Source organism: Cephaloticoccus primus (assembly GCF_001580015.1).
Taxonomy (GTDB): Bacteria; Verrucomicrobiota; Verrucomicrobiia; order Opitutales; family Opitutaceae; genus Cephaloticoccus; species Cephaloticoccus primus.
The window spans coordinates 83,364-108,642 of record NZ_LSZQ01000011.1; the positions used below are offsets into that span (position 1 = coordinate 83,364).

Annotated in this window: 18 protein-coding genes and 1 pseudogene; 9 read left to right on the forward strand and 10 right to left on the reverse strand. The window is 64.4% G+C overall.

Annotation, left to right across the window (positions count from 1 at the left end):
- Nucleotides 1-212: 212 nt before the first annotated feature.
- Complete coding sequence (locus AXK11_RS10135) at nucleotides 213-395, reverse strand: hypothetical protein (RefSeq protein WP_068628446.1); 183 nt, start codon at nucleotides 393-395, stop codon at nucleotides 213-215.
- On the opposite strand from AXK11_RS10135, the gene AXK11_RS10385 reads away from it, so the two are divergent.
- Nucleotides 394-606: a hypothetical protein gene (locus AXK11_RS10385; RefSeq protein ID WP_369333195.1), complete on the forward strand. Its 213-nt coding sequence runs from the start codon at nucleotides 394-396 to the stop codon at nucleotides 604-606. The genes AXK11_RS10135 and AXK11_RS10385 overlap by 2 nt on opposite strands.
- A pseudogene (locus AXK11_RS09595) lies at nucleotides 509-1,339 on the forward strand (acyltransferase family protein); the annotation flags it as partial. The gene AXK11_RS10385 and the pseudogene AXK11_RS09595, both read left to right, overlap by 98 nt.
- A 74-nt stretch (nucleotides 1,340-1,413) precedes the next feature.
- Here AXK11_RS09595 and AXK11_RS01065 read toward each other — a convergent pair.
- The gene (locus AXK11_RS01065) at nucleotides 1,414-2,157 is read right to left on the reverse strand and encodes a TrmH family RNA methyltransferase (protein WP_068628450.1); all 744 of its coding nucleotides are present in this window, start codon (nucleotides 2,155-2,157) and stop codon (nucleotides 1,414-1,416) included.
- 71 nt (nucleotides 2,158-2,228) lie between these two features.
- Entirely contained in the window at nucleotides 2,229-3,206 is a 978-nt protein-coding gene (locus AXK11_RS01070; RefSeq protein ID WP_156469124.1) for an LpqB family beta-propeller domain-containing protein, read from the reverse strand.
- 182 nt (nucleotides 3,207-3,388) lie between these two features.
- Between AXK11_RS01070 and AXK11_RS01075 the strand changes: the two genes are divergently transcribed.
- Complete coding sequence (locus tag AXK11_RS01075) at nucleotides 3,389-4,777, forward strand: acetylxylan esterase (protein WP_068628454.1); 1,389 nt, start codon at nucleotides 3,389-3,391, stop codon at nucleotides 4,775-4,777.
- A gap of 114 nt (nucleotides 4,778-4,891) precedes the next feature.
- Here AXK11_RS01075 and AXK11_RS01080 read toward each other — a convergent pair whose 3' ends face one another.
- From AXK11_RS01080 to cysS, 3 genes are all read right to left on the reverse strand, one after another.
- A complete protein-coding gene (locus AXK11_RS01080; protein ID WP_068628457.1) occupies nucleotides 4,892-5,551 on the reverse strand; it encodes a tetratricopeptide repeat protein in 660 nt (219 codons plus the stop codon).
- Nucleotides 5,552-5,603: 52 nt separating this feature from the next.
- Nucleotides 5,604-7,523 carry a threonine--tRNA ligase gene (gene thrS / locus AXK11_RS01085; RefSeq protein WP_068628459.1) on the reverse strand — a complete coding sequence of 640 codons (1,920 nt, stop codon included), beginning with the start codon at nucleotides 7,521-7,523 and terminating at the stop codon, nucleotides 5,604-5,606.
- Between the two features lie 177 nt (nucleotides 7,524-7,700).
- The gene (gene cysS, locus AXK11_RS01090; protein ID WP_068628461.1) at nucleotides 7,701-9,164 is read right to left on the reverse strand and encodes a cysteine--tRNA ligase; all 1,464 of its coding nucleotides are present in this window, start codon (nucleotides 9,162-9,164) and stop codon (nucleotides 7,701-7,703) included.
- A gap of 259 nt (nucleotides 9,165-9,423) precedes the next feature.
- Here cysS and hemB point away from each other — a divergent pair, with 259 nt between their 5' ends.
- Nucleotides 9,424-10,494 (forward strand): porphobilinogen synthase, encoded by a 1,071-nt coding sequence (gene hemB, locus AXK11_RS01095; RefSeq protein ID WP_068628498.1) that lies wholly within the window; start codon nucleotides 9,424-9,426, stop codon nucleotides 10,492-10,494.
- On the opposite strand, the gene AXK11_RS01100 is transcribed toward hemB, so the two are convergent.
- Nucleotides 10,474-11,286, reverse strand: coding sequence for a hypothetical protein (locus AXK11_RS01100; RefSeq protein WP_068628463.1), 813 nt, complete (start codon nucleotides 11,284-11,286; stop codon nucleotides 10,474-10,476). The genes hemB and AXK11_RS01100 overlap by 21 nt on opposite strands.
- Before the next feature lie 272 nt (nucleotides 11,287-11,558).
- On the opposite strand from AXK11_RS01100, the gene AXK11_RS01105 reads away from it, so the two are divergent.
- The 4 genes from AXK11_RS01105 to AXK11_RS01120 all read left to right on the forward strand — a co-directional run bounded on the left by AXK11_RS01105 (nucleotide 11,559) and on the right by AXK11_RS01120 (nucleotide 19,202).
- Nucleotides 11,559-12,629, forward strand: coding sequence for a quinone-dependent dihydroorotate dehydrogenase (locus AXK11_RS01105; RefSeq protein WP_068628465.1), 1,071 nt, complete (start codon nucleotides 11,559-11,561; stop codon nucleotides 12,627-12,629).
- Nucleotides 12,630-12,871: 242 nt separating this feature from the next.
- Entirely contained in the window at nucleotides 12,872-13,210 is a 339-nt protein-coding gene (locus AXK11_RS01110; RefSeq protein ID WP_068628467.1) for a P-II family nitrogen regulator, read from the forward strand.
- Nucleotides 13,211-13,452: 242 nt separating this feature from the next.
- Nucleotides 13,453-14,724 carry an efflux RND transporter periplasmic adaptor subunit gene (locus tag AXK11_RS01115; protein WP_197456734.1) on the forward strand — a complete coding sequence of 424 codons (1,272 nt, stop codon included), beginning with the start codon at nucleotides 13,453-13,455 and terminating at the stop codon, nucleotides 14,722-14,724.
- Nucleotides 14,721-19,202 carry a CusA/CzcA family heavy metal efflux RND transporter gene (locus AXK11_RS01120; RefSeq protein WP_068628471.1) on the forward strand — a complete coding sequence of 1,494 codons (4,482 nt, stop codon included), beginning with the start codon at nucleotides 14,721-14,723 and terminating at the stop codon, nucleotides 19,200-19,202. Before AXK11_RS01115 ends, AXK11_RS01120 begins: the two co-directional genes overlap by 4 nt.
- Before the next feature lie 338 nt (nucleotides 19,203-19,540).
- Here the strand turns inward: AXK11_RS01120 and metE are convergent, their stop codons facing one another.
- Nucleotides 19,541-21,982, reverse strand: coding sequence for a 5-methyltetrahydropteroyltriglutamate--homocysteine S-methyltransferase (gene metE, locus AXK11_RS01125; RefSeq protein WP_068628473.1), 2,442 nt, complete (start codon nucleotides 21,980-21,982; stop codon nucleotides 19,541-19,543).
- A gap of 130 nt (nucleotides 21,983-22,112) precedes the next feature.
- On the opposite strand from metE, the gene AXK11_RS01130 reads away from it, so the two are divergent.
- Nucleotides 22,113-22,499 carry a VOC family protein gene (locus AXK11_RS01130; RefSeq protein ID WP_068628475.1) on the forward strand — a complete coding sequence of 129 codons (387 nt, stop codon included), beginning with the start codon at nucleotides 22,113-22,115 and terminating at the stop codon, nucleotides 22,497-22,499.
- Nucleotides 22,500-22,560: 61 nt separating this feature from the next.
- Here the strand turns inward: AXK11_RS01130 and AXK11_RS01135 are convergent, their stop codons facing one another.
- Together AXK11_RS01135 and AXK11_RS01140 are read right to left on the reverse strand one after the other, a co-directional pair.
- Entirely contained in the window at nucleotides 22,561-23,106 is a 546-nt protein-coding gene (locus AXK11_RS01135; protein WP_068628476.1) for a hypothetical protein, read from the reverse strand.
- Nucleotides 23,107-23,193: 87 nt separating this feature from the next.
- Nucleotides 23,194-24,837 carry a peptide ABC transporter substrate-binding protein gene (locus AXK11_RS01140; RefSeq protein WP_231865710.1) on the reverse strand — a complete coding sequence of 548 codons (1,644 nt, stop codon included), beginning with the start codon at nucleotides 24,835-24,837 and terminating at the stop codon, nucleotides 23,194-23,196.
- Nucleotides 24,838-25,279 lie beyond the last annotated feature (442 nt).

The following is a 25,279-nucleotide window of genomic DNA, read 5'->3' on the forward strand; positions in this document are numbered from 1 at the left end:
CCGAGAATTACTCATAAGTTCGTAACTTGTGAAACATATAACTAGAATTTAGTTTTAATTATCAATGAGTTATGAATCTAAAGTATCTGCCAAGTTACTGACTTCTGTGTAGTGAGGGGGGCGAAGTTCTCCTCATTTCTACCTGATGCGGCGTGGCCAACCGTCCGCTCTGCACCGCTTGCCCGCTCGACTGGCAGTTGAGGAACTGCGTTTTAACATTGGCGGGAGCCACCTGGTCCGTAGCTGTGAGAGGCTTTGCCCCCGATGAGCTCCACCCCTGCTACCGCAGCCTCTCCGGCTTCCCTCGCCTCCAGCCCCTCAAAACGCTTCAGCGAAATCGACAGCCTGCGCGCCATCGCCTGTGCACTGGTGATCGTGTCGCATACAGTCGTCATGGATGGTGAGGGAGGTTATGCTATTTGGGGTATCGGGAATCTTGGTGTATCGATATTTTTTGCAATCAGTGGATTTGTGATTCCCAGTTCTTTAAGGGGGGGCGCGTTGGCAGGGAGTGAAATATTTTGCGATCCGCCGTTTTTGGAGGCTGTTTCCATCCTTTTGGGTTGCGCTGCTACTTACCTGGTTGATTGGCCAATATTCTACTGAACAGTGGTTTTGGGATTTGATGATGTTACCTAGTATTGGGCCTGGGAAGACTAGTTTTCTGCACTTTTGGACGCTGGAGGTAGAGCTATTATTTTACATTGCTGTTGCTCTTCTTTTTTTTACCTTTGGCCGCCTTCGGCGGGAGGTGCTGTTTGCAGCTTACATCTCAACCGGACTATGTATTTTGTATAAAGGCTTTCTGTCGGGAGTAATGTTTAAGTCTCCACTTTTGGCTTTCTTAATGATGTTTTGGGGGGCTCTTTGTCGCAGTTTTTTATATTTCAAATTTTATCGATGGAGCTGGCTTGCACCAGTAAAAGGAGTAGACTGGGCACGGTCTGTTATGTTTGGCCTCCTTACTGCCCCTTTAGTTTTTCGCCCTATAGTACACTTTTTCTTGCCCCATTTGGGGGGCGATCGCCCTAATTGGCTGAGATTGGTATCAGTTTTTGCCGCCTTTGGGTTTCTTTTTTGGGTAGTTTTTAAGCCCGTGAGAATTGGGTGGCTGTCGAGCGTTGGCCGATGGACGTATTCGACCTATTTGCTGCATCTTGTCGTGATAATGGCGGTTCATTGGGTGGGGCAGTTCCCCTTCTTTAGCGGACTCTACCGCATACCGCTATTTTTTACGTTCCTGGTGTTGATAATCTCTTTCGCAGTCGGGGCGGTGGCGTATCGGTGGATTGAGCAGCCGAGTGATGCCATCGGGAAGCGGTTGGCGGCGGGGCGCTAAATGCTCCAGTGTTCTCTCGCTCCTGAGTGTCCGGTAAATCGGCAAATGGGGAGGCTGCGGGGCCAGGTTTGTAGTCAGCGTGGAGGGGCGAGGCGGTCGCAGATGATTGCGGCGGCGATTGCGGCGTTGAGTGACTCGGCGGCGCCGTAGCGCGGGATCGTAATGGTGCGCGTGATGTGTGGGCGCAGCGCGGGGGAGAGGCCTTGCCCTTCGCTGCCGATGACGATGACCGCATCCGATAGGGCGGCCATGGCGTGCACGTTGTCACCAGCCAGGTCGCAGCCGAGGATCGGGAGCGTGTGGCCCGCGCTGTGCGCGGAGGCGCGGGTTTCCGCCAGCAGCGGGGCGAGTGTGGCGGTGTAGCAGGCGACTCGGGCGAAGGAGCCTTTGCTGGCGTTGATCACTTTTTGTGAAAACAGGTCGGCGCAGTCGGGCGAGAGGATGACACGGTCGATGGCGTACCAATCGGCGACTCGCAGGAGTGTGCCCACGTTTCCCGGGTCCTGGATCCGGTCGAGGGCGAGGCTGAGGCCGTGTCGCAGTGCGCCTTCGGGGAGTGTGGGGCGGTGAATCCGGCCCAGCGCGAGGACGCTGCTGGGGGTGGGGAAGTGGCTGGCGCGGGCCATCTCGGCAGCGCTGAGCGTGTGCGTGCGCGGGCCGCTCCATTGCTCGGTGGCGTAGATTTTGTGGAGTGGCAGGCCGGCCGCGAGGAGCTCGCCAACGACTTTCTCGCCTTCGACGACGAAGAGGCCCTGCGCTTCGCGGGTTTTCTTGTCGCGCAGCGAGCGAAGTTTCTGGAGTTCGGCTTTGGAGGGCATGGGGCAGGGAGGTGTGGGCCGACTTTTCCCGGGAGGGGGGGGCGCAGTCGCGTGCGTGCGGGTGTTGGGTCTCAGGGCGTCGCGCCGCTCGCGGACTGACCGGTTTCTTGCGAAAGCCGGTAGCGCAGAAGTGGGGCGGGGAGGCCCTCGGTCGTCACGTAGATCTCTTGGCCGTCGGGGGAGAAGCAGAGGCCTTCGGCTTGCGGGAGATTGTGCGCGGCCAGTTGTTGCCCGCCGCGCGCGAAGGCGCTGGCCCAGTCTTCGCCTTCGCGGCGTTCGTAGAGGTAAACTTCGCCGTAAGTGAGGACGGCGGCGCGGAGGCCGTCGCGGCTGATGTCGAGGCTACAGACTTGCGCACGCCACTTCCCCCAAGGGACAGACATTCGCGAAATGAGGCCGCTGGGCTCGGCGATCCCGTTAACGGGGCCGACTGTTTCGGCACGCAGAGGCGCGCCGCTGTTTTCGGGGAAGAGCGGCAAGCGGTATGCCACGGGCGGTTTGGTGCGCTTGGAGATCACATAGATCGCCCGCTCGGTCGTATCGACGGCGAGGCTCTCGCAATCGCGCGGGCCATCTGGATAGACGTAGCGGATGATGCGCTCGGGCTTGGCGAACAGCTCGTGGCTGGGCGAGAGCTCGGCGGGGTCCGGCTCGGCGATCACGTAGAGAACGCACTCGGGGTAAGTGGCGCTGTTGTCGCCGACATCGGCGGCGATCAGGTAGGCGCGGCCATCGATTTGGTAGCTGGCGACGTCCTCCCAATCGCGGTTTGTGGCGCCTTCGATCCGCACGCTGCCGCGGTGGCGGCCTTGGGCGTCGACGGCATAGAGTACGGGGGCATTGCCGCTGTCGTTGTTCGTCCAGAGCAGGCCCGACTCGCTATAAGAGTGGGCGAGCCCGCTGGCTTCGTTGATCTGTGGCTCGGTGATTTGCCCAAGTGTTTCCGGGCCCTGCCAGCTAGGCGAGTTTGAGTCCGCCTTGGCGGAGCGGGGCCCGGAGGGGAGCAACGAAAGCGCAAGTACGGTGCACAAAAGGAGGCGGCGACTCATGGGGAAACAAAGCGCGTGAGTCCGCGCGTCCGCGCAAGGGCGCATTTGGGCGGCTTGTGTCTTAAAAGTGTGCCTACTTCGGGCGCGCACATGGGGTTGCTCCTTGTGGGTTTTGCGTACTCTCTGGTGCGTACTTTCCCGAGCTTCATAGTTCTGCTCTCACCTCAACCCCGTCCCCCATAATGACTCGATCCCGACTGACTCTTTGCGTGTGCCTGCTGGCTGCGCTCGCTGCGTTTTTTTCTTTGGGCTTGGCGCAGCGCGTGCAAAACGCGGCCAGCACGTTGCTCGCCCCGAGTGTGGGCTCGCTTGCTGATGCGCGGGTGGCCTCGGTGCAGATCCAGGTCGCCCCCGAGCGGCCGAGCTGGACTTATCGCGTGGGCGAGCCCGTGCGTTTCAAGGTCACAGTCACTGCCGACAAGCATCCACTCGGTGGCTTGCCGCTGACCTATCGCGTGGGCCCCGAAATGTTGCCCGCCAAGGAGCAGCAAGCCGTGCTGCCGAGCGACGGCACACCGCTCTTGATTGATGGCGGGACGCTCAACGAGCCGGGCTTCATTCGCTGCGACATTTCGATGGAGTTTGGTGGGCGCAGCTATTCCGGTCGCGGCACGGCGGGGCTCTCGCCCGACGAAATCCGGCCCACGCAAGTCGATCCGGCGGACTTCGATGCGTTTTGGGCGGCGGCGCTGGCCGAGCTCGCGGATACGCCGATGGAGCCGCTGATCACCCACCTGCCCGAGCGCAGCAATTCAAAGGTCGATGTGTACCACGTCGGCATTCGCACGGGGAGTAATCGTTATGACTTTTCACGCGTTTACGGGGTCCTTTGCGTGCCCAAGGGCGAGGGGCCTTTTCCCGCCGTACTGCAAGTTCCGGGGGCGGGCGTTCATCCTTACAATGGAGATCGCGACCTCGCCGAGCGTGGCGTGATCACACTGCAAATCGGCATCCATGGCCTGCCAGTGAATCTCGACCCTGCCGTGTACTATCAATTGTCTGTAGCGGGACTCCGAGGTTACCCGACCTACAACCTGGATGATCCCGAGCGCTACTACTACCGCCGCGTTTATCTGGCCTGTGTACGGGCAAATGACTTCCTCGTCTCGCATCCCAAGTTTGACGGCAAAAACCTGCTCGTGATGGGCGGCAGTCAAGGTGGCCAACTCGCAATCGTGACGGCGGCGCTCGACCCGCGTGTTATTGCGCTGTCGTCGATGTATCCGGCGTACTGCGACGTGACGGGCTACCTGCACGGTCGGGCGGGCGGCTGGCCGCACATGATGCGCGCGGGAGATGGCGGCACGCCTTCGCCGCACGCGACTGGCCCCAAGCTGCGCACGACGAGCTACTACGATGTCGTAAACTTCGCCCGTCGTTTAAAAGTACCCGGTCACTACTACTGGGGCTACAACGACACATCCTGCCCGCCGACTTCGCTGTACGCGGCCTACAATGTGATCACCGCGCCCAAACAACTGCTGCTGGCACTGGAAATGGGCCACTCCGCAAACGCTGAAGCGAACAGCGCTATCAATGACTGGATCCTCGGGAAAATCGGAGTTCGGTGACCTCCGTCATTTACGCTCTTGCGGTGTGCGGAAGTCGCAGCACGCGCTTCCCCGACCGCACGGGGGCTGGGCTTCGTGAGCTGGGGAATTGGTGTGCCGCCCGCCGCCCCGAGCTCACAGCAGCCTTCCAGCGTGGTGGCGCAGGGCGCGCTGGTAGGCGGTGATGCCGGTATCTTCGGTGGTGTCGCAGAGCGTTTCGATGACGCTGCGCAGGGCTTCGGCGCAGTGGCCTTGGGCGTGGAGCGTGAGCGCGAGGAAGACTTCGAGCTCCCGATTGTCGGGGAATTGGGCAATCGCGCTGCGCAACACTTCGGCCGAGCGCGCGAGGAGGGGCGCAGACTTGTTCATCGGCCGCAGTCGTTCGACCGCTTTTTTTATCGTGCTGCCATGCGAATGTGGCTCCGCACTGCTGGGCTCCTGTTCGCTTCCCGCCGTGCCGACGATTCGCAGCGTATTGCCGAGGCCGAGGAGTGCGCCGCACAGTTCGTTTTCGGGAAGGCCCAGCGCGATTGCTTTTTCGTAAAAGGGAATGGCCTCGGCGGCGCGTTCGAGGACTTCGTAAGTCCAGCCGAGTTGGTAGTTGATCTCGGCGACGTTGGGATGGCGCCGGTCGAGATCGTGCAGCGTTTTTAGCATTTCCTCGACCCGGCCGCCGTGGCGCGCGCCCATGATGGCGTCGAGCGCGGGCCGCCAGGATGGCTGCCCGGCCGGGTCGTCGCGGGCGACTTCGCCACCATCACTACCGCCAGAAATGGGAAAGGGCGTCAGGCTCATTTTCCGGTTGGCAGAGGCGTGATGATGCGCGGCGGGCGCAGCGAACTCCGAGCTAAGCTTGGGCGTCGCCGCGCGCCGGAGCGAGGGCGCGGGTGGCGATCTCGTGCTTGAGGCGGGCCAGGTAGGCGTCGGCTGTGATGACGCCTTCGTCGCCGAGCGCGCGGCTGCGCAGCGAGAGGCTGTCGGCCTCGGCTTCCTTTTGGCCGATGACGAGCGTGTGAGGGATTTTCTCCAGCTCGGCGCGGCGGATCTTGGCGCCGAGCTTGTCGCTGTGCGTGTCGAGCGTGACGCGGATGTCGGCGGCGCGGAGCCTGGCGAGGAGTGCGCGCGCGTAGTCGTTTACCTTGTCGCTGATGGGCAGGATGCGGACTTGTTCGGGCGCGAGCCACAGCGGGAAGTCTCCGCCGAAGTGCTCGATCAACACGCCCACGAAGCGCTCCATCGAGCCAAAGGGCGCACGGTGGATCAGCACGGGGCGGTGCTCCTTGTTGTCCGCGCCGATGTAGCTGAGGTCGAAGCGCACGCCCAGATTGTAGTCCACCTGCACGGTGCCGAGCTGCCATTCGCGGCCGATCACGTCCTTCACGACGAAGTCGATTTTCGGCCCGTAGAAAGCGGCCTCGCCCGGCTCTTCGGTGAAGGGCATATCGAGCGAGCGCGCGGCCTGGCGGCAGGCCTCCTCGGCCTTGTCCCAGTGCGCGGCGTCTCCCGTGTACTTGCCCGAGTCGGGATCGCGCAGGCCGACGCGCACGCGGTACTCGCCCATGCCGAGCGTGGTGAGGACCGTTTTGACGAGCGAGAGGCAGCCGAGGAGCTCTTCGGCGACTTGCTCCTCGGTGCAGAAGATGTGCGCGTCGTCTTGGGTAAAGGCGCGCACGCGGGTCATGCCGTTGAGCTCGCCGGACTGCTCCCAGCGGTAGACGGTGCCAAACTCGGCCAAGCGCACGGGCAGGTCGCGATACGAGTGCGGCTGCGCGGCGAAGATCTTGATGTGGTGCGGGCAGTTCATCGGCTTCAGCAAGAAGCCGTCGAGGAGTCGCTCGGGATCCATCACGCGCTCGTCTTCGATGAGGGTCTGGCCGCTGCGCGCGTTGAGCCCGTCGGCGAGCTGGCGCGAGACGCCTTCGAGGCGACTGGTGAGCTCCGCGCAAGAGCAGCCCGTGTCGGCGAGTTGCTGGAGCGCATCGGGCTCGGCGATCGCGGGAAACTGCGAGTCCTTGTAGTAGGGGAAGTGGCCGCTGGTTTTGTAGAGCGAGAGCTTGCCGATGTGCGGCGTAAAGACCTGCGAGTAGCCCTGCTTGCGGAGTTCCTCGGAGATGAAGTTTTGCAGCTCCTGGCGGATGACTGCGCCCTTGGGCAGCCACAGCACGAGCCCTTGGCCGACCTCTTCGTCGATGTGAAAGAGTTTCAGGTCCTTGCCGATTTTGCGGTGATCGCGCGCGCGCGCCTGTTCGAGCCGCTCAAGGTGCGCGGCGAGCTCTTCCTTGGTCTCAAAGGCGGTGCCGTAGATGCGCTGGAGCTGCTTGTTTTTCTCGTCGCCGCGATGGTAGGCACCCGCAATCGAGAGCAGCTTGAAGGCCTTGAGCTTCGAGGTGTAGCGCACGTGCGGACCGCCGCACAGGTCGAGGAAGTCGCCGTTCTGGTAAAAGGTAACCGTCTCGTTTTCCGGAATGTCGTCGAGCCGCCCGAGTTTGTAGCGCTCTTGCCCGCGCGCCTTGATGAGCGCCGCCGCTTCCTCGCGCGTGACTTCGCTGCGCACGAAGGCTTGGTTTTCCTTCACGATCTTGCGCATCTCGTCCTCGATGCGCCCGAGGTCTTCGGCGCTGAGTTTGTGCTCAAGATCGATGTCGTAGTAAAAACCGCTTTCCGTGGCGGGGCCGATGTCGAGCTTGGCCTCTGGGAAGAGGCGGAGGACGGCGGCCGCCAAAACGTGCGAGCAGGAGTGGCGGATTTCTTCGAGTGCGGGAGTCATCGGAGTAGGGAAAAAACTGGGGGAGGAAGAGTGCGGGTGAGTGCCCGGGTGAGGGTGGGCAGGTGCGTGTGTGTGTGTGTCTTGAAAAAAGGGAGGGAGTGCCAGGCGGCTGTGGCTTCGCAGTACTGCAACGCGCGTGCGTGCGTGTGTGCACGGATGGTCTGAAAAGCCGGTGCGTTATTTCTTTTGCGGTTCGAGTGAGTAGCCGTCTTTGCGGTCGAGCATGGCCCAGCCCAGGGCGGCGATTTCGGCGCGCAGCGCGTCGGCACTTGGCCAGTCTTTGGCGGCTTTGGCGGCCCAGCGTTTTTCGGCGAGCGCGGCGACTTCGGGCGGGATATCGGCGGGGGCAGTGCCCGTGTTTTGTGCGGTGCTGAGGTCGAGCCCGAGTGCAAAAAGCGCACGGTCGAATTCGGCGAGGCTGACCGCGCCGGGGCCGCGATTGACGAGCGTAAAGAGGATTCCGAGTGCGGCGGGCGTGTTGAGGTCGTCGCACAGCGCGCCAAAGAAGGGAGCGATGCCGCCTATCTCTTGCCGCTGCGTCGTTGCCGCCGCGTTACTTCCATTTTTCTGCGGCGCGCCCGCTGCTGCGCCGCTCGCGTTTTCGGCCTGCGTTGCGCCTGCGCTTGCGGCGAGTTTTTCGCGGTAGCTGCGCAGGGTCTTGAGCGCGCGCTCGGCAGCGTGCAGCGAGTCGAGCGTGAAGTTGAGCTGCTTGCGCGGGTGTCCGGCCAGGAGCGCATAGCGCACGGCCATCGCCGGGTAGCCTTTGGCGGTGAGGTCGGAGAGCGTGTAGTAGTTGCCCTTGCTCTTGCTCATCGTGGTGCCTTCGACGAGCAGGTGCTCGCTGTGGTACCAGTGGTTGGCGAAGGTCGTGCCGCCGTTGCAGCACTGGCTTTGGGCGATCTCGTTTTCGTGGTGCGGGAACAGCAGGTCTACGCCGCCGGTGTGCAGGTCGATCGTTTCGCCAAGGTGTTTCTTGATCATGGCCGAGCACTCGACGTGCCAGCCTGGGCGGCCTGCCGCCGCGCCGCGCGGGCCGGGCCACTGCACGTCGCCGTCCTCCTCGGGCTTGTACGCTTTCCACAGCGCGAAGTCGGAGACCGAGTCCTTGTGGTCGGAGTCTGCGGCGTCGTTGGTGATCTTGAGCTCGCGCTCCTTGATCCGCGAGAGTGCGCCGTACTCGGGGAAGGAGCTGATGCGGAAGTACACGGAGCCATCGGCGGCGCGGTAGGCATTCCCGCGCTCCATGAGGCACTCGATCATGTCGACTTGCTCGCGGATGTGGCCGGTGGCGGTCGGCTCGACGTGCGGCGGCAGGCAGCCGAGCGCGGCGCAGTCGGCGTGAAACTTGGCCGTCCACCTGGCCGTGATCTCGGGCAGCGGGCGGCCCTCCTTGCGCGCCTGCTGGATCGTGCGGTCGTCCACATCGGTGAGGTTGCGCACGTGCCGGACCTTGGTCGGGCCAAACTCGATTTCGAGCAAGCGGCGCAGGATGTCGTTAACGATAAACGTGCGAAAGTTGCCGATGTGCGCGGGCGCGTAGACCGTGGGCCCGCAGTTGTAGAAGCGGAAGACGCCATCGGGCTGCGAGGCGGTGAGCGGCTTGAGCGTGCGGGTCAGTGAGTCGTGAAGCTGGATCGGCATGAAACGAAACGGGCTAGGATGCGGGTTTCTCATCCCGCGCAAAGGTGTTTTTAGGAAAGGGCTGCGCCTTTTGTTTGTGCGGGCCATTGCTGGCCGCAGATCGGTTTGGCGCGTGCCTGATCATAAAGAGTCGCGCAAGCCCGCGTGCGGAGTGGCTGCGCTGCCGCTCTGCGGCCCGGTATTTATTGCCAACAAAACCGCGTCGCGATTCGCGATTTTGAGTGGCCTAAACACTCGGGAGATTTCTTTGCTGCTCACCATGCCCACTCGCCCCGATTCTGCCCGCCGCCCAGCCCTGTCGCTTCCGCGTCGCCTGCGCCGCCTGCGCCGCACGGCCAGCCTGCGCGCACTGGTGGAGGAGACGGTGCTGCGACCGGCGGATTTGATCGCGCCGCTTTTTGTGATTGAGGGCGAGGGCCCCGCCGAGGAGATCGCGTCGATGCCTGGGCAGCGCCGCTTGCCGCTTGCCGATCTGGTGGCCGAGTGCCGCGAGCTGTGGGCTCTGGGGATCCCTGCGGTGGATCTTTTTGCCAAAGTGCCGGAGGAGGCGAAGGACGCCGTGGGCAGTGCCGCCCTCGGCGCGGACTCGCTCATCGCGCGTGCCGTGCGCGCGGTAAAGGCAGCCGTGCCCGAGCTCACGGTGATCACCGATATCGCGCTCGATCCCTACACGACACACGGGCATGACGGGCTGCTCACAGCCGATGGCTGCGACGTCGATAACGACCGCACGGTCGAGCAGCTCATCGCGATGGCGCTGGCTCACGCCCGCGCAGGGGCCGATATGGTCGCGCCCAGCGACATGATGGATGGGCGCATCGGTGCGATCCGCGCTGCGCTCGATGCCGAGGGTTTTATGCAAGTCGGCCTGCTGGCCTACTCGGCCAAATTTGCGTCCGGATTTTACGGGCCCTTTCGCGAGGCCGTGGGCAGCGGAAAAGTCGGCACCGTTGCGGGCCCGGCCGATAAGAAAAGCTACCAGCTCAACCCGGCCAATCGCCGCGAAGCGATTGAGGAAGCCCTGCTGGACGAGGCGGAGGGCGCAGACATCTTGATGGTGAAGCCTGCCGGACTCTACCTCGACATCATCCGCGACCTGCGCGAGCGCACCCGACTGCCGCTCGCCGCCTACCAGATCTCCGGAGAGTACGCGCAAATCCACGCTGCCGCCCGGCTCGGCTGGATCGACTACGCGACGTGCCGCGATGAGTCGCTGCTCGCGATCAAGCGCGCCGGAGCCGACATGATCCTGACTTACTTTGCCAAGGAGGTCGCCACCGCCGCGCGTGTCTCTGATCGCTGGGGGCTTCTAGCGACGGCGGGTGCTTGATTTGCGCGACGAGGACTTGGAGCTGCGGCCTTCGTAGGCGTCTTCCTCTTCCTCGTCGTCATCCTCATCGTCTTCTTCGTCTTCATCCGCCTCGTCATCATCGACGTCGAGGCTGTCTTCGCCGAGGTCATCCTCTTCGTCTTCGTCCCACTTCAGCGAGTCGTCGTTCTTGAGTTTTTCCTCCTCGGCCTCGTCGAGTTCGGGGAGCTCCTCGTCGTCGGTGGCGAGTCGCTTCTCGGGTGCGTCTTCGTCGCTCTCGTAGCCTGCGGGGATGTAGTCGAGGATGGCGATCAGCTCGTTAAAGGTGTGGACGGCGATGCCCTCGATGAAGTCGGCGTTTTGCGCCTCGCGGATTTCGTCCTCCACCTCGTCCACCGAGAGCTTCACTTCGAAGTCGATGGTGTCGTTGAGCATCTTCACGCGGCAGCGCGTGAGGTGGTCGAGCAGGTCGGCGTAGGGGCCGTTTTCCTCGTCGAGGATGTCGGCCAGCGCGAAGAGTTTTTCCTCGGAGTCGAAGAGCGAGTCCTTGACGCGCTTGAGCCGGACCTTGCCCCCGCCCAGGTCTTTCTCGATGCGGAAGGGGATGAAGGCCGCCTCAAAAATATCCTGGTTAAAGCCGTAGTCGCGCAGCGGATCGACGAGCTCGATGAGGTGATCGACCTGGCGCGGGTCGACGATGCTCAGCCCATCGACATCCCAGCGCACCGGGTCACTGGTTTCGGCCACCCACCAGTTATGATCGTCGCCGAGTCGCACCGCACACCATTCAAGAGTCGAAATCGCTTTAGCCATGAGAGAGTAGAGGGAGAGGAAATTTTGGCGCAGCGTGGGAGTGGGGTTTCTAAAAACAAGCAGAAAAGGGGAGGTGGATTTTGCGGTGCGAAGTACCGCGATTTACGGAGGCAAATCGCGCTGCGCATGAGCCTTTTCCCGCTTGGCTGTCCGTCGCGCTCGCCCCGGCTTTCAGATGCCTTCTGGCTGCGCCGGAGTGCGCCTTCGTCGTGCCCGCTCGGGTGCGGATAGCTCCCTTGATTTTTGCGGGGCGGGTTTCATCGTCGCCCGACATGGGATGGTTTTATGAGAAATGCCTGCGTCCGGCCCTGTTCCGGCTCGACCCCGAGCACGCGCACGAACTGGCCGTGGACGCGATGGCGGTGCTGGGCCGCGTGTCGCCGTTGTGCCGCGCGCTGGAGGCCTGGCACGGGCGCGACCCGGAGGACTTCTCGCTCGCGGGGCAGCCCGTGCGCTGCTTCGGGCTAAACTTCCCCAACCGGATCGGGCTCGCCGCCGGTTTCGATAAAAACGCGCGCGGCTGGCCCGCCGCTGCCGCCCTCGGCTTTGGGCATGTGGAAGTCGGCACCGTCACGTTGCTGCGCCAGCCCGGCAACGAGCGCCCGCGCGTCTTTCGCTTCCCCAACGAGCGCGCCGTGATCAACCGGATGGGCTTTAACAACGAAGGCGCGGAGTCGGTCGCGCTGCGGCTCGCGCGGCAGCCTGTGCCCAGCGCGCGCCGGATCCCGCTTGGGATAAACCTGGGCAAGTCGAAACTCGCCTCGCTCGACCAGGCGGTAAACGACTACCTCGGCAGTTTCGCGCTGCTGGCGGATTACGCGGACTACCTCGTCCTCAACGTCAGCAGCCCCAACACGCCCGACCTGCGCAAACTCCAGGACGAGGAGCGGCTGCGCGAGCTGCTCGCCGCCGTCACTGCGGCCAATCGCCGCCGGGCCGAGTCGCCCGGCCTGCGCCCGAAGCCCATCTTGCTGAAAATCGCGCCCGACCTCAGCGCGCCGCAGATCGACCGCGTTCTGGAAGTGATCGCCGAGTTCGGCCTCGACGGCATCATCGCGACCAACACCACGCTGGAGCGCCCCCCTGGCCCGCTGACGCAGGCCGAGCAAGCGGGCGGCCTCAGCGGTGCGCCGCTGCGCGAACGCGCGACCGAAGTCATCCGCTACATCGCGCGCGAGACCGGAGGGCGGCTGCCCATCATCGCCGTGGGCGGCATCATGGACCGCGCGAGCGCGACCGAGAAACTCGATGCCGGCGCGACCCTCCTCCAGCTCTACACGGGCCTGATCTACCGCGGCCCCTTCCTCGCTGCCGAGCTCGCCCGCCGCCCGCGCAAACGTTAGCGAGGCGAGCAGTCGGCCTGAGCCCAGCCCTTGCCCGAGTATGGGGCGAATGGCGGCAAGCCAGCGGTAAATTTTGGCTGCGCCTTCCGTGCGGATTTAGCTTCCCGACGTGCGCCCCTCACAAGTGCGGCTTATGGCCGCTGCGCGGTCGGAGTGCACGGCGTAATAGAGCGGCCCGCGGCTATTTCTGTTTGTCAGGGCCTGGGCCCGCGCATAATGTCCGCACATCTCCCCAAACACACATGAAACTCATCACAGCGATCATCAAACCATTCAAGCTAGAGGAAGTTAAACAGAGCCTGTCGGAAATCGGCGTCGAGGGCATGACCGTGACCGAAGTCAAAGGCTTCGGCCGCCAAAAAGGCCACACCGAGATCTACCGCGGCTCGGAGTACACGGTCGATTTTCTGCCCAAGGTGAAACTGGAGATCGTGGTTTGTGACTCGCTCGTGCCCAAGGCGCTGGAGGCGATTGTCGCCGCGGCCAAGACGGGCAAGATCGGCGACGGAAAAGTCTTCGTCAGCGCGGTGGAGGAAGTCATCCGCATCCGCACCGAAGAACGCGGCGAAGCCGCCGTCTAAGGGAGCCTCAGTCCCCTTTCTGATTAGCGAAACCCCGTCTGGGGCTCGTTAAAGTTCGGAGCAAGTCGGCGCCCCGCGCGGCGCCTCTCTTTCATTTTGCGGGCTGCTCGTTAGCGGCCTGTCATCTCGGGCTGGGGCAGAGATCGGGAGGGGGCTGATTGCTCCTTTCTAAATCTTCAGGGTGGGGGAGTTTCGGAGTTGGGGGCGGGATGTTGGGAGTGGGGGCTCAATCCCTGTTCTTGATGACTCCCGACTTGAAAACCTTTCGTCGGCTCACCGTGCGCTTTGCGGCGGTGTGCCTGCTCCTCAACGTAAATGTGGCGTGTTGGCAGCCTGCCAGTGTGAGGGGCTCCTTCGTCACTGCTGCGCCCATTGCGGCGGCTCCTCCGGCTGCGGCTGTTGGTGCCGATTTTCCGGTTTCCGCTTCGTCTGCTTCTTCTGCGGGGGAGCGGTCGCCTGCCTCCGTGTGGCGTGAGGGCGAGCGGGTTTACCTCGCTGAAAACTCTCCGCTTCGGGCGCGCCTTCGTTTTGAGGCCGCGCGCGAAGAAGTCCGGCCCGCGTCGTTGCGCTTTGTCGGTCAAATCGTGCCGGATCCGCAGCGGCTCGCGCGGGTTTACGCACCTTTTGCGGGAAAGGTGGTCGCCGTGCATGCGGGTGCCGGACGGGCGGTGGAGGCGGGCGAGCCGCTGGTGACGCTGCACTCGCCGGAGCTGGTAGCGGTGTGGGGCGAGTTCAGGAAGGCGCGTACGGCCCTCAATTTGGCGGAGCGAAACTGGGCCCGCCAACGCGACCTTTTCGCGCACCGCGCGGCAGCGCAGCGCGATCTCGAAGAGGCGCAGGCGGATCTCGATGATGCCCGCTCCGAGTTTGAGGCGGCGCGCGAGAGGCTCGTTCTTTGGGGCGTGGATCCTGATTCTGCGGCGACTTCGTCGCCCCGCGAGTACCCCCACTTGGTGGTGCGCGCGCCGCAGTCGGGCCGTGTTCTTGAGCTCGCGGTTGCGGTCGGCGAAGTCCTCCAGGATGAGGCGGAGGAGCTCGGCACAATCGCCGATCTTTCTGTGGTGTGGCTAAGCGTCGAGGTGCCGGAGCACGAGCTGCGGCGTGTCCTGGCTCAAATGGGAAGGGCCGGCGCGCCGTACACCGTCGCCGCTCACGTGGCCGCGTATCCGGGCGAAACTTTTCGCGGAGAAGTCCTTTCGCTGGGCGAGCTCGTTTCTGAGGAGACGCGCACGGTGTCGTTGCGCGTGGCGCTGCCAAATCCGGACGGGCGGCTGAAGCCCGGGATGTTTGCGACGGTCGAAATCGCGGGCGAGCCGCAGCGCGGGTTGAGCGTTCCGGCGAGCGCAGTCGTGCAGCGCGGCGGCCAAACGCTGGTCTACGAAAAACTCGCCGAGGGCGTACTCGCGGCGCGCCCTGTCACGCTCGGCGTGGAGGCGGGCGAGCGGTTTTTCATCACGGGCGGCCTCAAGGCCGGCGCGCAAATCCTCACCCAAAACGGAGTGCTCCTGCCATGATTACTCGACTCATCGGATTCTGCCTGGAGCGTGCGGCTCTGGTGTTCACTGCGCTTGCCGCGTTGGCGGCGAGCGGCGTTTACGCGTGGCGGCAGCTCGCCATCGAAGCCTATCCGGACATCGGCGACACGACGTCGCAGATCGTGACGCTCTACCCGGGGCGAGCCGCCGAGGAGGTCGAGCAACAGGTCACGATCCCGCTGGAGCGCGAGCTGTTTGGCACGCCCGGGATGCACGTGATGCGTTCGCAGAGCGCGTTTGGGCTCTCGCTGATCACGGTCGTTTTTAAGGACGGCGTGGAGGACTACTTCGCGCGCGAGCGCTTGCGCGAGCAGATGAGCGCGGCAGAGCTGCCGGAGGGCGTGGAGGCGGAGCTCGACCCGCTGACTTCGCCCACCGGCGAGATTTTTCGCTACACGCTGGAGTCGCCGAGCCGCGATCCTTTTGAGCTCAAGGAGCTGCAAGACTGGGTGGTGAAGCCGCGCCTGCGGCAGGTGTTTGGCGTGGCGGAGGTGACGAGCTTCGGCGGCGAGCCCCGGCAGTTTCAGGTGATCGTCGATCCGCACGCGCTTCAATCGCTGGGGCTGACGGCGCGGCAGGTGGAGGCGGCGATTGTGGACAACAGCGGCTCGGCGGGCGGCAGCCTCATCGTGCGCGCCGAGCAAGGTTTCGTGGTGCGCGGGCTGGGGGCGATCCGCAGTTTGGAGGACTTGGGCGCAGTCGTCATCGAGTCGCGCGAGGGCGGCGTGCCGATCCTCGTGCGCGATGTCGCGGAGCTGCGTTTCGGCGGTCTGGAGCGCACAGGCGTGGTGGGGAAAAACGACGACGACGATGTGGTGATGGGGATCGTGGTCTTGCTAAAAGGGGAGAACCCTTCGCGCGTCTTGAGCGGGATTCACGCTGCGGTCGCCGAGCTGCACGCGCAACACTTGCCGGAGGATGTGCGGCTCGTGCCCTACCTTGACCGCAGCGACCTGGTCGATGCGACGCTGCGAACGGTAGCGCGTACCCTGCTCGAAGGCATGGGACTGGTGAGCGTGGTTTTGATCCTGTTCCTCGGCAGTGTGCGCGGGGCGGTACTTGTCGCGCTGACGATGCCCTTTGCGCTGCTGTTCGCGTTTCTGCTGATGCATTTCACGGCCGTTCCGGCAAACCTGCTTTCGCTCGGCGCGATTGACTTCGGCATCTTGGTAGATGGGGCGATTGTGTTGCTGGAGGTGGTGCTGCGGCGGCGGGAGCGCTCGACCACCGAGCTTACAATCGCGGACGCGCGCGCTGCGGCGCTGGAGGTTGCGCGGCCGATGGTGTTTTCCGCGCTGATCATCATGGCAGCTTACCTGCCGCTCTTCGCCTTCGAGCGCGTGGAGCAAAAGCTGTTTACGCCGATGGCCTTCACGGTCGGCTACGCCGTGTTGGGTGCCTTGGTGTTCGCACTAACAGCGGTGCCCGCGCTGGCGTTTCTGCTCTACCGCAGGCCGGGGCGGACGTTTCAAAATCCGGTCTTCCTGTGGCTGCGCGCGCTCTACGACCGTGTGCTGGTGAGGCTCACGGCGGCGCCGGGGCACGGCCTGATCCCGGGCGGAGCGGCGATTGTGGCGACTTGCGTGCTCGGGCTGAGCCTGGGCCGCAGCTTTCTGCCTTACCTGGATGAGGGCTCGCTGTGGCTTCAGATCTCGATGCCACCGGGGATCTCTCTAAACAAGGCGCAGGAAATCGCGGCGGAGTATCGCGCGGCTGTGCGCGAGTTTCCCGAAGTCTCCGACGTGGTCACGCAACTGGGCCGCAACGAAGACGGCACCGACCCATGGACGACCTCGCACATCGAGTCCTTCGTCGGGCTGCGGCCCTATCGCGAATGGGGCGGCGACAAACAGGCACTGATTGCGCGCATGCAGGCGCGGCTGGACCGCGTGCCCGGGATCTCGGTGGGCTTTGCGCAGCCGATGATCGACGGCGTTAACGACAAGATCGCCGGGGCGCACAGCGAGCTGGTGGTAAAGGTCTTCGGAACCGATTTCGACGAGATGCGCCGGATCGCCGGGCAAGTGCGCGAGGTGCTCGCGGCTGTGCCGGGCGCGGTGGATGTGATGATCGACCAGGAGCCGCCGTTGCCACAGCTACGCATCGACTACGACCGCGAGGCCGCCGCACGACACGGGATCACGGTCAGCGACATGGTGCACTTGATCGAGGGGCCCGTGGGCGGGCGCACGATTGCCCAGGTCTTCGAGGGCGACCGCGTCTACGATATCGCGCTGCGCTACCCGCTCGCATTTCGCAACAGCCCGGAGGTCTTGGGAAACCTGCTCGTGAGCGGGGAGTCAGCGCCTGCCGCAGTGCCGCTGGCGAGTGTGGCGCGGCTCTCGCTCGTTGCGGGCGAGAGCATGATCACGCGCGAGATGGGGCAGCGGCACTTGAGCGTGACGCTCAACCTGCGCGGGCGCGACCTGTCGTCGTTTCTCGCGGAGGCGCAGCGTGCGGTCGAGGCGCAGGTCGATTACGACCGCGGCCAGTACCGCCTCGCGTGGGGCGGCCTGTTTGAAAACCAGCAGCGCGCGCAAGGCCGGCTCGCCGTCGTTATCCCCGCCGCGCTGGGGCTGATTTTTATGCTGCTGTACCTCAACTTCGGGAAAGGGCGGCACGCGGCCTTGATCATGCTGACGGTGCCGCTCGCGCTGCTCGGCGGCTTCGCGGCACTGCACCTGCGCGGGATGACGCTCAATGTGTCGAGCGCGGTGGGCTTTATCGCGCTGTTCGGCGTGGCCGTGCAAAACGGGGTGATCATGCTCGCCAACCTCAACCGCTGGCGTGAGCAGGTGCCGAGTGCGGAGGCGCAGTCACTCGCTGAGGCAGTGCGGCGTGGCGCGCGCGAGCGGCTGCGGCCGGTCCTGATGACGGCCACCGTGGCGACGCTCGGGCTGCTGCCCGCTGCGCTCGCCCGCGGGATCGGCAGCGATGTGCAACGCCCGCTGGCAACGGTCGTGGTGGGCGGCCTCATCACGGCGACCTTTCTGACGCTGATCGTCCTGCCCGCGGCTTACTATGTGGTGGAGCGGCGCTGGGAAGCGGAGCCACGCACAGGGGGGCCGGTTAACTCGGGGAAAAAAGCAGCCGCCAAAAAATCGCGCGGCGGCCTGGCCGCTCTCCTGTTGTTTGTTGCGGGCGGCTTGGGCTTTTTTGCTGCGTCGCCCGTCGCACAGGCTGCGGACGCGAGAGGCGTCGCCCAAAGCGCAGAGCGGGCCCTATCGCACGACGCATTTTTGAGCGAGGTACTGGCCGCCAACCTCGATTACGCCGCCGAGCGTTACGAAGTGGATATGGCCCGGGCCGAGGCCGCCGCTGCGCGACTTTTGCCAAACCCCACGCTGGAATTATCCGCGGATCGTGACCGCACGTTTCGCAGAGTCTGGGCCAGCGATGAGGATGGGATTTCCGTGCCGCAGCGGATGCCACAGGCGCGCTCCATCGGGATTACGCAGACGCTTGAGCTCGGCGGCAAACGCCGCTGGCGCACGCGGGCGGCGCAGTCGGCCCACCGGGCGGCGGCAGCGAGCCTGGAGGATTTTCTCCTCCAGCTAAAACGTGAGGCCTCGACTGCCTTTATCGAGGCGCTCGCCGCACGGCACGAGCTTACCCAAAAACGCGAAGAGTCAGAGGCGCTCGAACAGTTTGCTGCGGCGCAGCGCGTGCGCGCCGAGCTCGGGGACTTGGCGGAGGTCGAGGCGCTCCAGGCGCAGACCGAGGCCCTGCAAGTGCGCGGTGAGCTGCGCCAGGCCGAGGCGGAGGCATGGGCTACCGGCGCGGAGCTCGCGGGCTTTCTGGGAAGCGAATCGGCCGCCGCGTGCATCCTGCCGCTCGGAGATTTGCGTGAAAGCCTGCATGCGGAGGAGCTGCCCAGCCTGGAGTCGCTGGTTGCGGCTGCGCTGTCGCGGCGGCCCGATCTCGTAGCTCTGCGGCATGCGCTTGAGCAGGCGCGCGGCGAGCTGGGGCTGGCGCGTGCGGAGCGCGTGCCGGATGTCGATTTGGGCGTGGCCTACACGCGCAACGCCGAGTCGCATAATATCGATGCGCCTTCGCCAAAGTTTAACCAAGTGGAGCTCAGCGTCTCACTGCCGTTGCCGCTCTGGAATCGCAACCAACACGATGTGCGGCGTGCTCGCTTTGCCGCGCAGCAAGCCGAGCGGCGGCTCTCCGCTGCGGAGCTCAAGGCCGAGATCGCCGTGCGCACAGCCCACGCGCAATACGAAGCCGCGCGCGAGCAGGTGGCCGCCTACGAGCGCGACCTGTTGCGCACGGCTGAAGCCGTGCTCGCGGCCCGCCGCTACAGCTACGAACGCGGCGAGAGCGCGCTCCTCGAATTCCTCGACGCCCAGCGCACACACAGCGAGGTGCGCGAGGGCTACCGTGCCGCCCTGACCGAAGCCGCCAAAGCCCGACTCGTGTTGGAGAACGCTGCGGGCGGTCTCCAGCGTCACTGAGTGCCACTGCGCGTGGGGCGGTGGCGGGTCGCCACTTCCATTCAATTTGGGAATCGGCCTCGTCGCTACGCGACGAAGCGCGATTCCCAAATTTAACGGGCCATCCCCCTGTCGCGTTGCGACAGGGGGTGAGGCAACCAAATGCGGATGGAGCGGTAACCCGTGTGGGCGCGCCGGAAAAGTTTACGGGTTAAATCTTCGGCCCGACCGGAGGTCGGGCATTTCCTTATTTGGTCGCTTGTGCGTCCGTGCATCAGCACGACGCACAAGCGACCAAATCAATGGGAGCAGGCACTGCCTGCCGCCCCACGCGTAGTGGGGCTCTGGTGAGTGTGCGCTTACTTGTTGCCGAGTTCGGCGCGGATCTGGCGTGCGGCCTCGACCATGTTGGCGAGTGCGGGCCGGACCTCGGCCCAGCCGCGGGTTTTGAGTCCGCAGTCGGGGTTCACCCAGAGGTTTTCTAGCGGGATGACCTGGGCGGCCTTGTGCATGAGTGCGACCATTTCCTCGACGGGCGGGATGCGCGGCGAGTGGATGTCGTAGACGCCCGGGCCGATCTCGTTGGGGTACTTGAAGTCCACGAAGGCACCGAGCAGCTCCATGTTGGAGCGCGAGGTTTCGATCGTGATGACGTCGGCATCCATGGCGGCGATCGAGTCGATGATGTCGTTAAACTCCGAGTAGCACATGTGCGTGTGGATCTGGGTGTCGTCGCGCACGCCGGCGGCGCTGAGCCGGAAGGCGTTGACGGCCCAGTCGAGGTAGTATGCCCAGTCGGCGCGGCGCAGCGGCAGGCCCTCGCGGAAGGCGGGCTCGTCGATCTGGATGGCGGCGATGCCGGCGGCTTCGAGGTCGAGGACTTCGTCGCGCAGCGCGATTGCGATTTCAAAAGTGGTGTCGCGGCGCGGCTGATCGTCGCGGACGAAGCTCCACTGGAGCACGGTCACCGGGCCGGTGAGCATGCCCTTCATGGGCCGCTTGGTGAGCGACTGGGCAAAGGACGACCAGCGCACGGTCATGGGCTTGGGGCGGGCGACGTCGCCAAAGATGATCGGCGGCTTCACGTAGCGGGAGCCGTAGCTTTGCACCCAGCCGTGCTCGGTGAAGGCGAAGCCATCGAGCTGCTCGCCGAAGTACTCGACCATGTCGTTGCGCTCGTATTCGCCGTGCACGAGCATGTCGATGCCGACTTCCTCCTGGAAACGCACGCAGGCGACCGTCTCGGCTTCGATGAACTTTTCGTACTCGGCGGTGCTGAGCTCGCCGCGCTTGTGCTTGAGGCGTGCGGCACGGATCTCCGGCGTCTGCGGGAAGGAGCCGATGGAGGTTGTGGGAAAGTCGGGCAGGTCGAGCCGGCCTGCTGCGCCGCTCCCGCCGCGCTGGGCGATCCGGCGCGCGGGGTAGGGCGAGCTGCGGTCGAAATCGCTGGGCGCGATTTTTGCCACGCGGGCCTTCACTTCGGGGCGGTGGATGCGCGGGCTTTTGCGGCGCGACTCTGCGGCGGCGGCATTGGCGGCGAGGGCGGCAGCGATCTCGGGCGAGGGCGCGCCTGTGGCGGCGAGCGCGTCGCGCAGGGTGGCGACTTCGCTGAGCTTTTCTTCGGCGTAGGCGAGCCAGCCCTTGAACTCGGCGTCGAGTTTTTGCTCGTTGCGCAGGGTTACGGGCACGTGTTGCAGCGAGCAGGAGGGAGCGAAGAGCAGCCGCCCGGTGCCGAGCTTGGCGAGCGCGTCCTGCAGGCGCGGGAGCTGCGCGGCGAAGTCGCTTTTCCAGATGTTGCGCCCATCGACGAGGCCGAGGGAGAGCGCCTTGTCGGCGGGCAGCTCGTTTACGATGCGGGTGATTTCCTCGGAGTCGCCGCGTGTGGCGTCGATGTGGAGCGCCGCGACGGGGAGCGCGAGGTAGGTCGCGAGGTTTTCGCGCAGCGGGCCGAAGTAGGTGGCGACGAGCAGCTTTAGCTGCGGTGCTGCGGCGGCGAGTGTGGCATAGGCGGTGCTGAGCGCGCGGCGTTCTTCGTCATTGAGGTCGAGCGCGCCGATCGGCTCGTCGAGCTGCACCCACTCGGCGCCGAGTGCGGCGAGTTTTTGCAGCACTTGCACGTAGACGGGCAGGAGCCGCTCGAGCAGCTCGAAGCGATTGAAGCCCGGGTTTTTCGAGTCCTGGACTTTGCCGAGCTTCAGATAGCTGACCGGGCCGGTGAGCACGGGCTTGGTGCGGATGCCGAGCGCGAGCGCTTCGGAGAATTCGTCGAAAATCTTGGTCGCCGAGAGCGCAAACTGCGTGTCGGCGCGAAACTCGGGGACGATGTAGTGGTAGTTCGTGTCGAACCACTTCGTCATCTCGCTGGCGTAGGTGGCGGGGGAGCTGCCTTTTTCGTCGTTTTTGCAACCGCACTCGGAGCCTTTTTCATCCGCGCTGCCGCTGCGGCGCACACCGCGGGCGATGGCGAAGCGCGTGTCGAGGTCGACCTGGCCGCCGAGTTTCCAGCCGAAGCGCGGAGGCACGTTGCCTACCAGGCAGGTGGTATCGAGGACCTGGTCGTAAAAGGTGAAGTCGCCCGAGGGGATCAGGTCGATTCCGGCGCGGCGCTGGGTCTCCCAGTTCTGGCGGCGCAGCTCGGCGCCGACTTGCTCCAGCTCGGCGCGGCTGAGCTTTCCGGCCCAGTACGCTTCGGTGGCTTTCTTGAGCTCCCGCTTTTCGCCGATGCGCGGGTAGCCGAGGTTGTGGGTGAGGGGGCGGGCTGATGCGGCGGCCGCAGCGGTCGAGTTTGAGTTCGTTGTCATTGTTGAAAAGCGGGCCGTAGTCGAAACGGGGTCTCGATTATGTCAATCATCATATATGTAATAAATGATGGATATTACTTATTTCCTGAGCTCGTCCCGCGCTCGGCGATCCGCTAGCCCTGCCTGCCCTATGGTAACCAAACTGCTGCACACGCGGATGCGCGTTAACGATCTTGAGGCGACGCTGAAGTTTTACGTGGAGGCGCTGGGGCTGACTGTTTCGCGGCGCATTACTTCGCCGCGCGGCGCCCAGCTCGCGTTTCTGGCGACGCCCAACAGCGAGGAGGAGATCGAGATCTGCCAGATGCCGACGGGCGCGGCCGATCCGGTCGTCGTGCAGCCCGACCTGGTGCACCTCGCCTTTCAAGTGGAGGACATGGCTGCGTTTGAGGCCGGGCTGAAATCGCGCGGCTACGCGCTGAGCGACGGGCCCACGCGCACGAGCAGTGGCTCGGTGATCGCCTTTGTCGACGCGCCGGAGGGCTACGAGGTCGAGCTCATCCAGAAGGAGGCCTAAGGCCCTTTTATTGAGCGGCGCACTCGCTGGTGCGCTGTCGCGCGAGCGTGAATGGAGGCGCTCACCGAGTTCGCCAGAGGAAGCTTGATTTGCTCAGGAGCTCGCGGCCCTGCGCGTCGAGGAGCCGCAGCCGCCACGCGACGGGCTGGGTGTCTTCGGGCGACTTGCCGTCCCAGCCTGTCCAGTCGCTGCCAGTGAGGCCGAGATTGTAGGCGTGGCTGCCCGCGGTGAGCGTTGCGGCGAAGGTGTAGGTCTTGGCGTGCGGTGAGTCGGGCCGGATGACTTGTAGCTCAAAACGGACATCGGCCCACTCCGCCCCCGGGTTTTTGATCCGCGTTAAAAAATAAAAGCCGCCGCGCTCGCTGGGCTGGCTGCGGAGGATCGTCTGGCCGCTGCGGTTTTCGCCGCCACCGAAATATTCGGACAGGCGCAGAAACGAGTCCGCACTGCGCCAGCCAGGCCAGATGCGCACGAGCTCAAGTGCTGCCCGCTCGGTGGCCGTGGCATCCGCGCCGGTAGTCGGATCTGTGGCGGCGGCGCAAGGGCGCAGGGATAGGGTCGGGAGGGCGAGTGTCGCGAGGAAGAGTAGGGCAGTGGCGGTGCGCATGACTGTTTTTCGAAAAAAGGCGGGCGGGAAGGCGGCAGGAGTCGGGAGGGCGAATGGCTGGTGAGGGGGGCGAATCGAAGCGCAGAGCTAGTCGGCAAATCGGAGCAATTGGAAGCGGCGAAACCCGAGCGGCGCGGGCGTCCAGTTTTTCACTGCGGGTGAGACGAGCCGCGTCTCTGCGCCGAAGTAGAGCGGGGCGATCGGGCCTTCGTTGACGAGCAGTGCTTCGGCCTCCCGGAGCAGTTCGAATCGGGCCTCGGGCTGCGCCGAGCGGGCGGCTGCTGCGAGGAGCGCGTCGTAGCGTGCACTGCCCCAGCCCGTCCAGTTGTAGGGACTATCGGCGGCGAATAGTTCGAGGAAGTTGAGCGGGTCCGGATAGTCGGCCGTCCACGCGGAGAGGCACAGCTCGTAATCGCCAGTCTGCTGGGCCTGCACCCACGTTTTCTGCTCGCGCTGCGAGATCGTCACCTTGATGCCGAGTGCGGTTTTCCACATCGCCTGGATGGCTTCGGCGACGCGCGGCATGAGCTCGTCGGCCCGCACGAGCAGTTCGAGTTGGGGGAAATCCTTGGGGTCGGCGTAGCCTGCTTCGGCGAGGAGTGCGCGGAGGTTTTGGGGAGGCAGCGTGGGAGAGGGCGCCCGCGCCGCGGTCGGCGCGGTGGGGCGAGGCGTATCGCCGCTGCCCTCGGCTATCAGCGTCGCGGGCGAGTAGTCACCGCTGTGCGGAGGCACCAGCGAGTAGGCGGGCGCGCGGCTGGCTTGCAGGACGCTGCGGGCGAGTTGCTCGCGATCGAGCGCGAGCGAGAGCGCACGGCGTACACGCGGATCGGCGAGTGCCGGGTGTGCGGTGTTGAAGCGCAGGAAGTGGCTTTGCAGCAGCGGATCGACGCGCAGTTGCTCGGGCGCTCGCTCGCGCCAGGTCGCGATTTTGGTGACGGGCAGGTTGAAACTCACGTGAAGCTGGCCCGCGCGATAGGCGCGCTCTTCGTCCTCGGGCTTTTCAATCGGGAGGAAAACGAGCCGTTCGATTTGGGAGTGGGCCGCGTCGCGGTGCTGCGGATTGAGCGCGAGGACGATCCGCGCGTTGGGCTCCCATGCCCGGAGTTGATACGCGCCGTTGCTGACGAGCTCGCCCGGGCGCGTCCAGGGGCGCCCGCGCTGCTCGGTGGCACCAAACTTTTCGAGATTGCCGCTGTGCAGCGGAAACCACGCCGGCAGCGAGAGCAGTGCGGGCAGGTAGGGCGCGGGCTGCTCAAGCCTGAGAACGAGGGTGCGCGCGTCGGGCGCGGCGACGCCGATTGCGCCGGCCTCGTCGAGTTGGCCCGCATTGTAGGCGGCGGCATTTTTGAGGACGAAGAGGTACCACGCATTATCTGCGGCGAAGTGGGGGCTGAGCGCGCGCTGCCACGTTTTTACAAAGTCGGCTGCCGTGAGCCGATCCCCATTCGACCAATGCAAATCGGGCCGCAGGTGGAAGACCCATGTCAGTCCATCGGCGGAGACCTCCCATGATTCCGCGGCAGCGGGCAGCGGTCGCGCCGTCTCTTCGTCAAGGACGGTGAGCCCCTCGAAAAGCGCGTTGATGATCACCTGATCGCTCAGCGTCGTGGCGAGATGCGGGTCGAGATCGGCAGGCTCGGCCGCATTTCCGAGAATCAACGTGCGCTCCCGCGTCGCCACCTCGACCGCCGTCTCCCGCGGCCCACAAGCCACAAGGAAAACAAGACTCACGAATCCCGCGACCTTGACGCCCAACCCCGCCAGTCGCGCGACGAAGCCCGTGAACCTACGGCGACCGAAAACAAAATGGCATAACCCAGAACGCATAGCCCACTACGAATAAACCCGCCAGCCCGCGCAACACCAGTTTGGTAGCGCGGAGTACGACCTTTCTCCCGAGCTGACGGGGAAAGGCCCCATAAAGTGGGTGGAGGTTGGGGAGAGGTACTTAATGAGCTGATTACTTAATATACCATATGTACGCCATGCGGTTTCTTGGGTATTTATCGCGGTTTTTTCGTATCACATTAGTATTAATAAATGAGTAAAGCCTTTAATGATTTCCTTCTTATGTCTACACCCTACTGCTCCCTGAATAAATCGATATATGCTATAATATTTATTTTGCTAGACTCATTGTGTCTATATTCTGCCCCCCCCCCCCCCCCCCCCC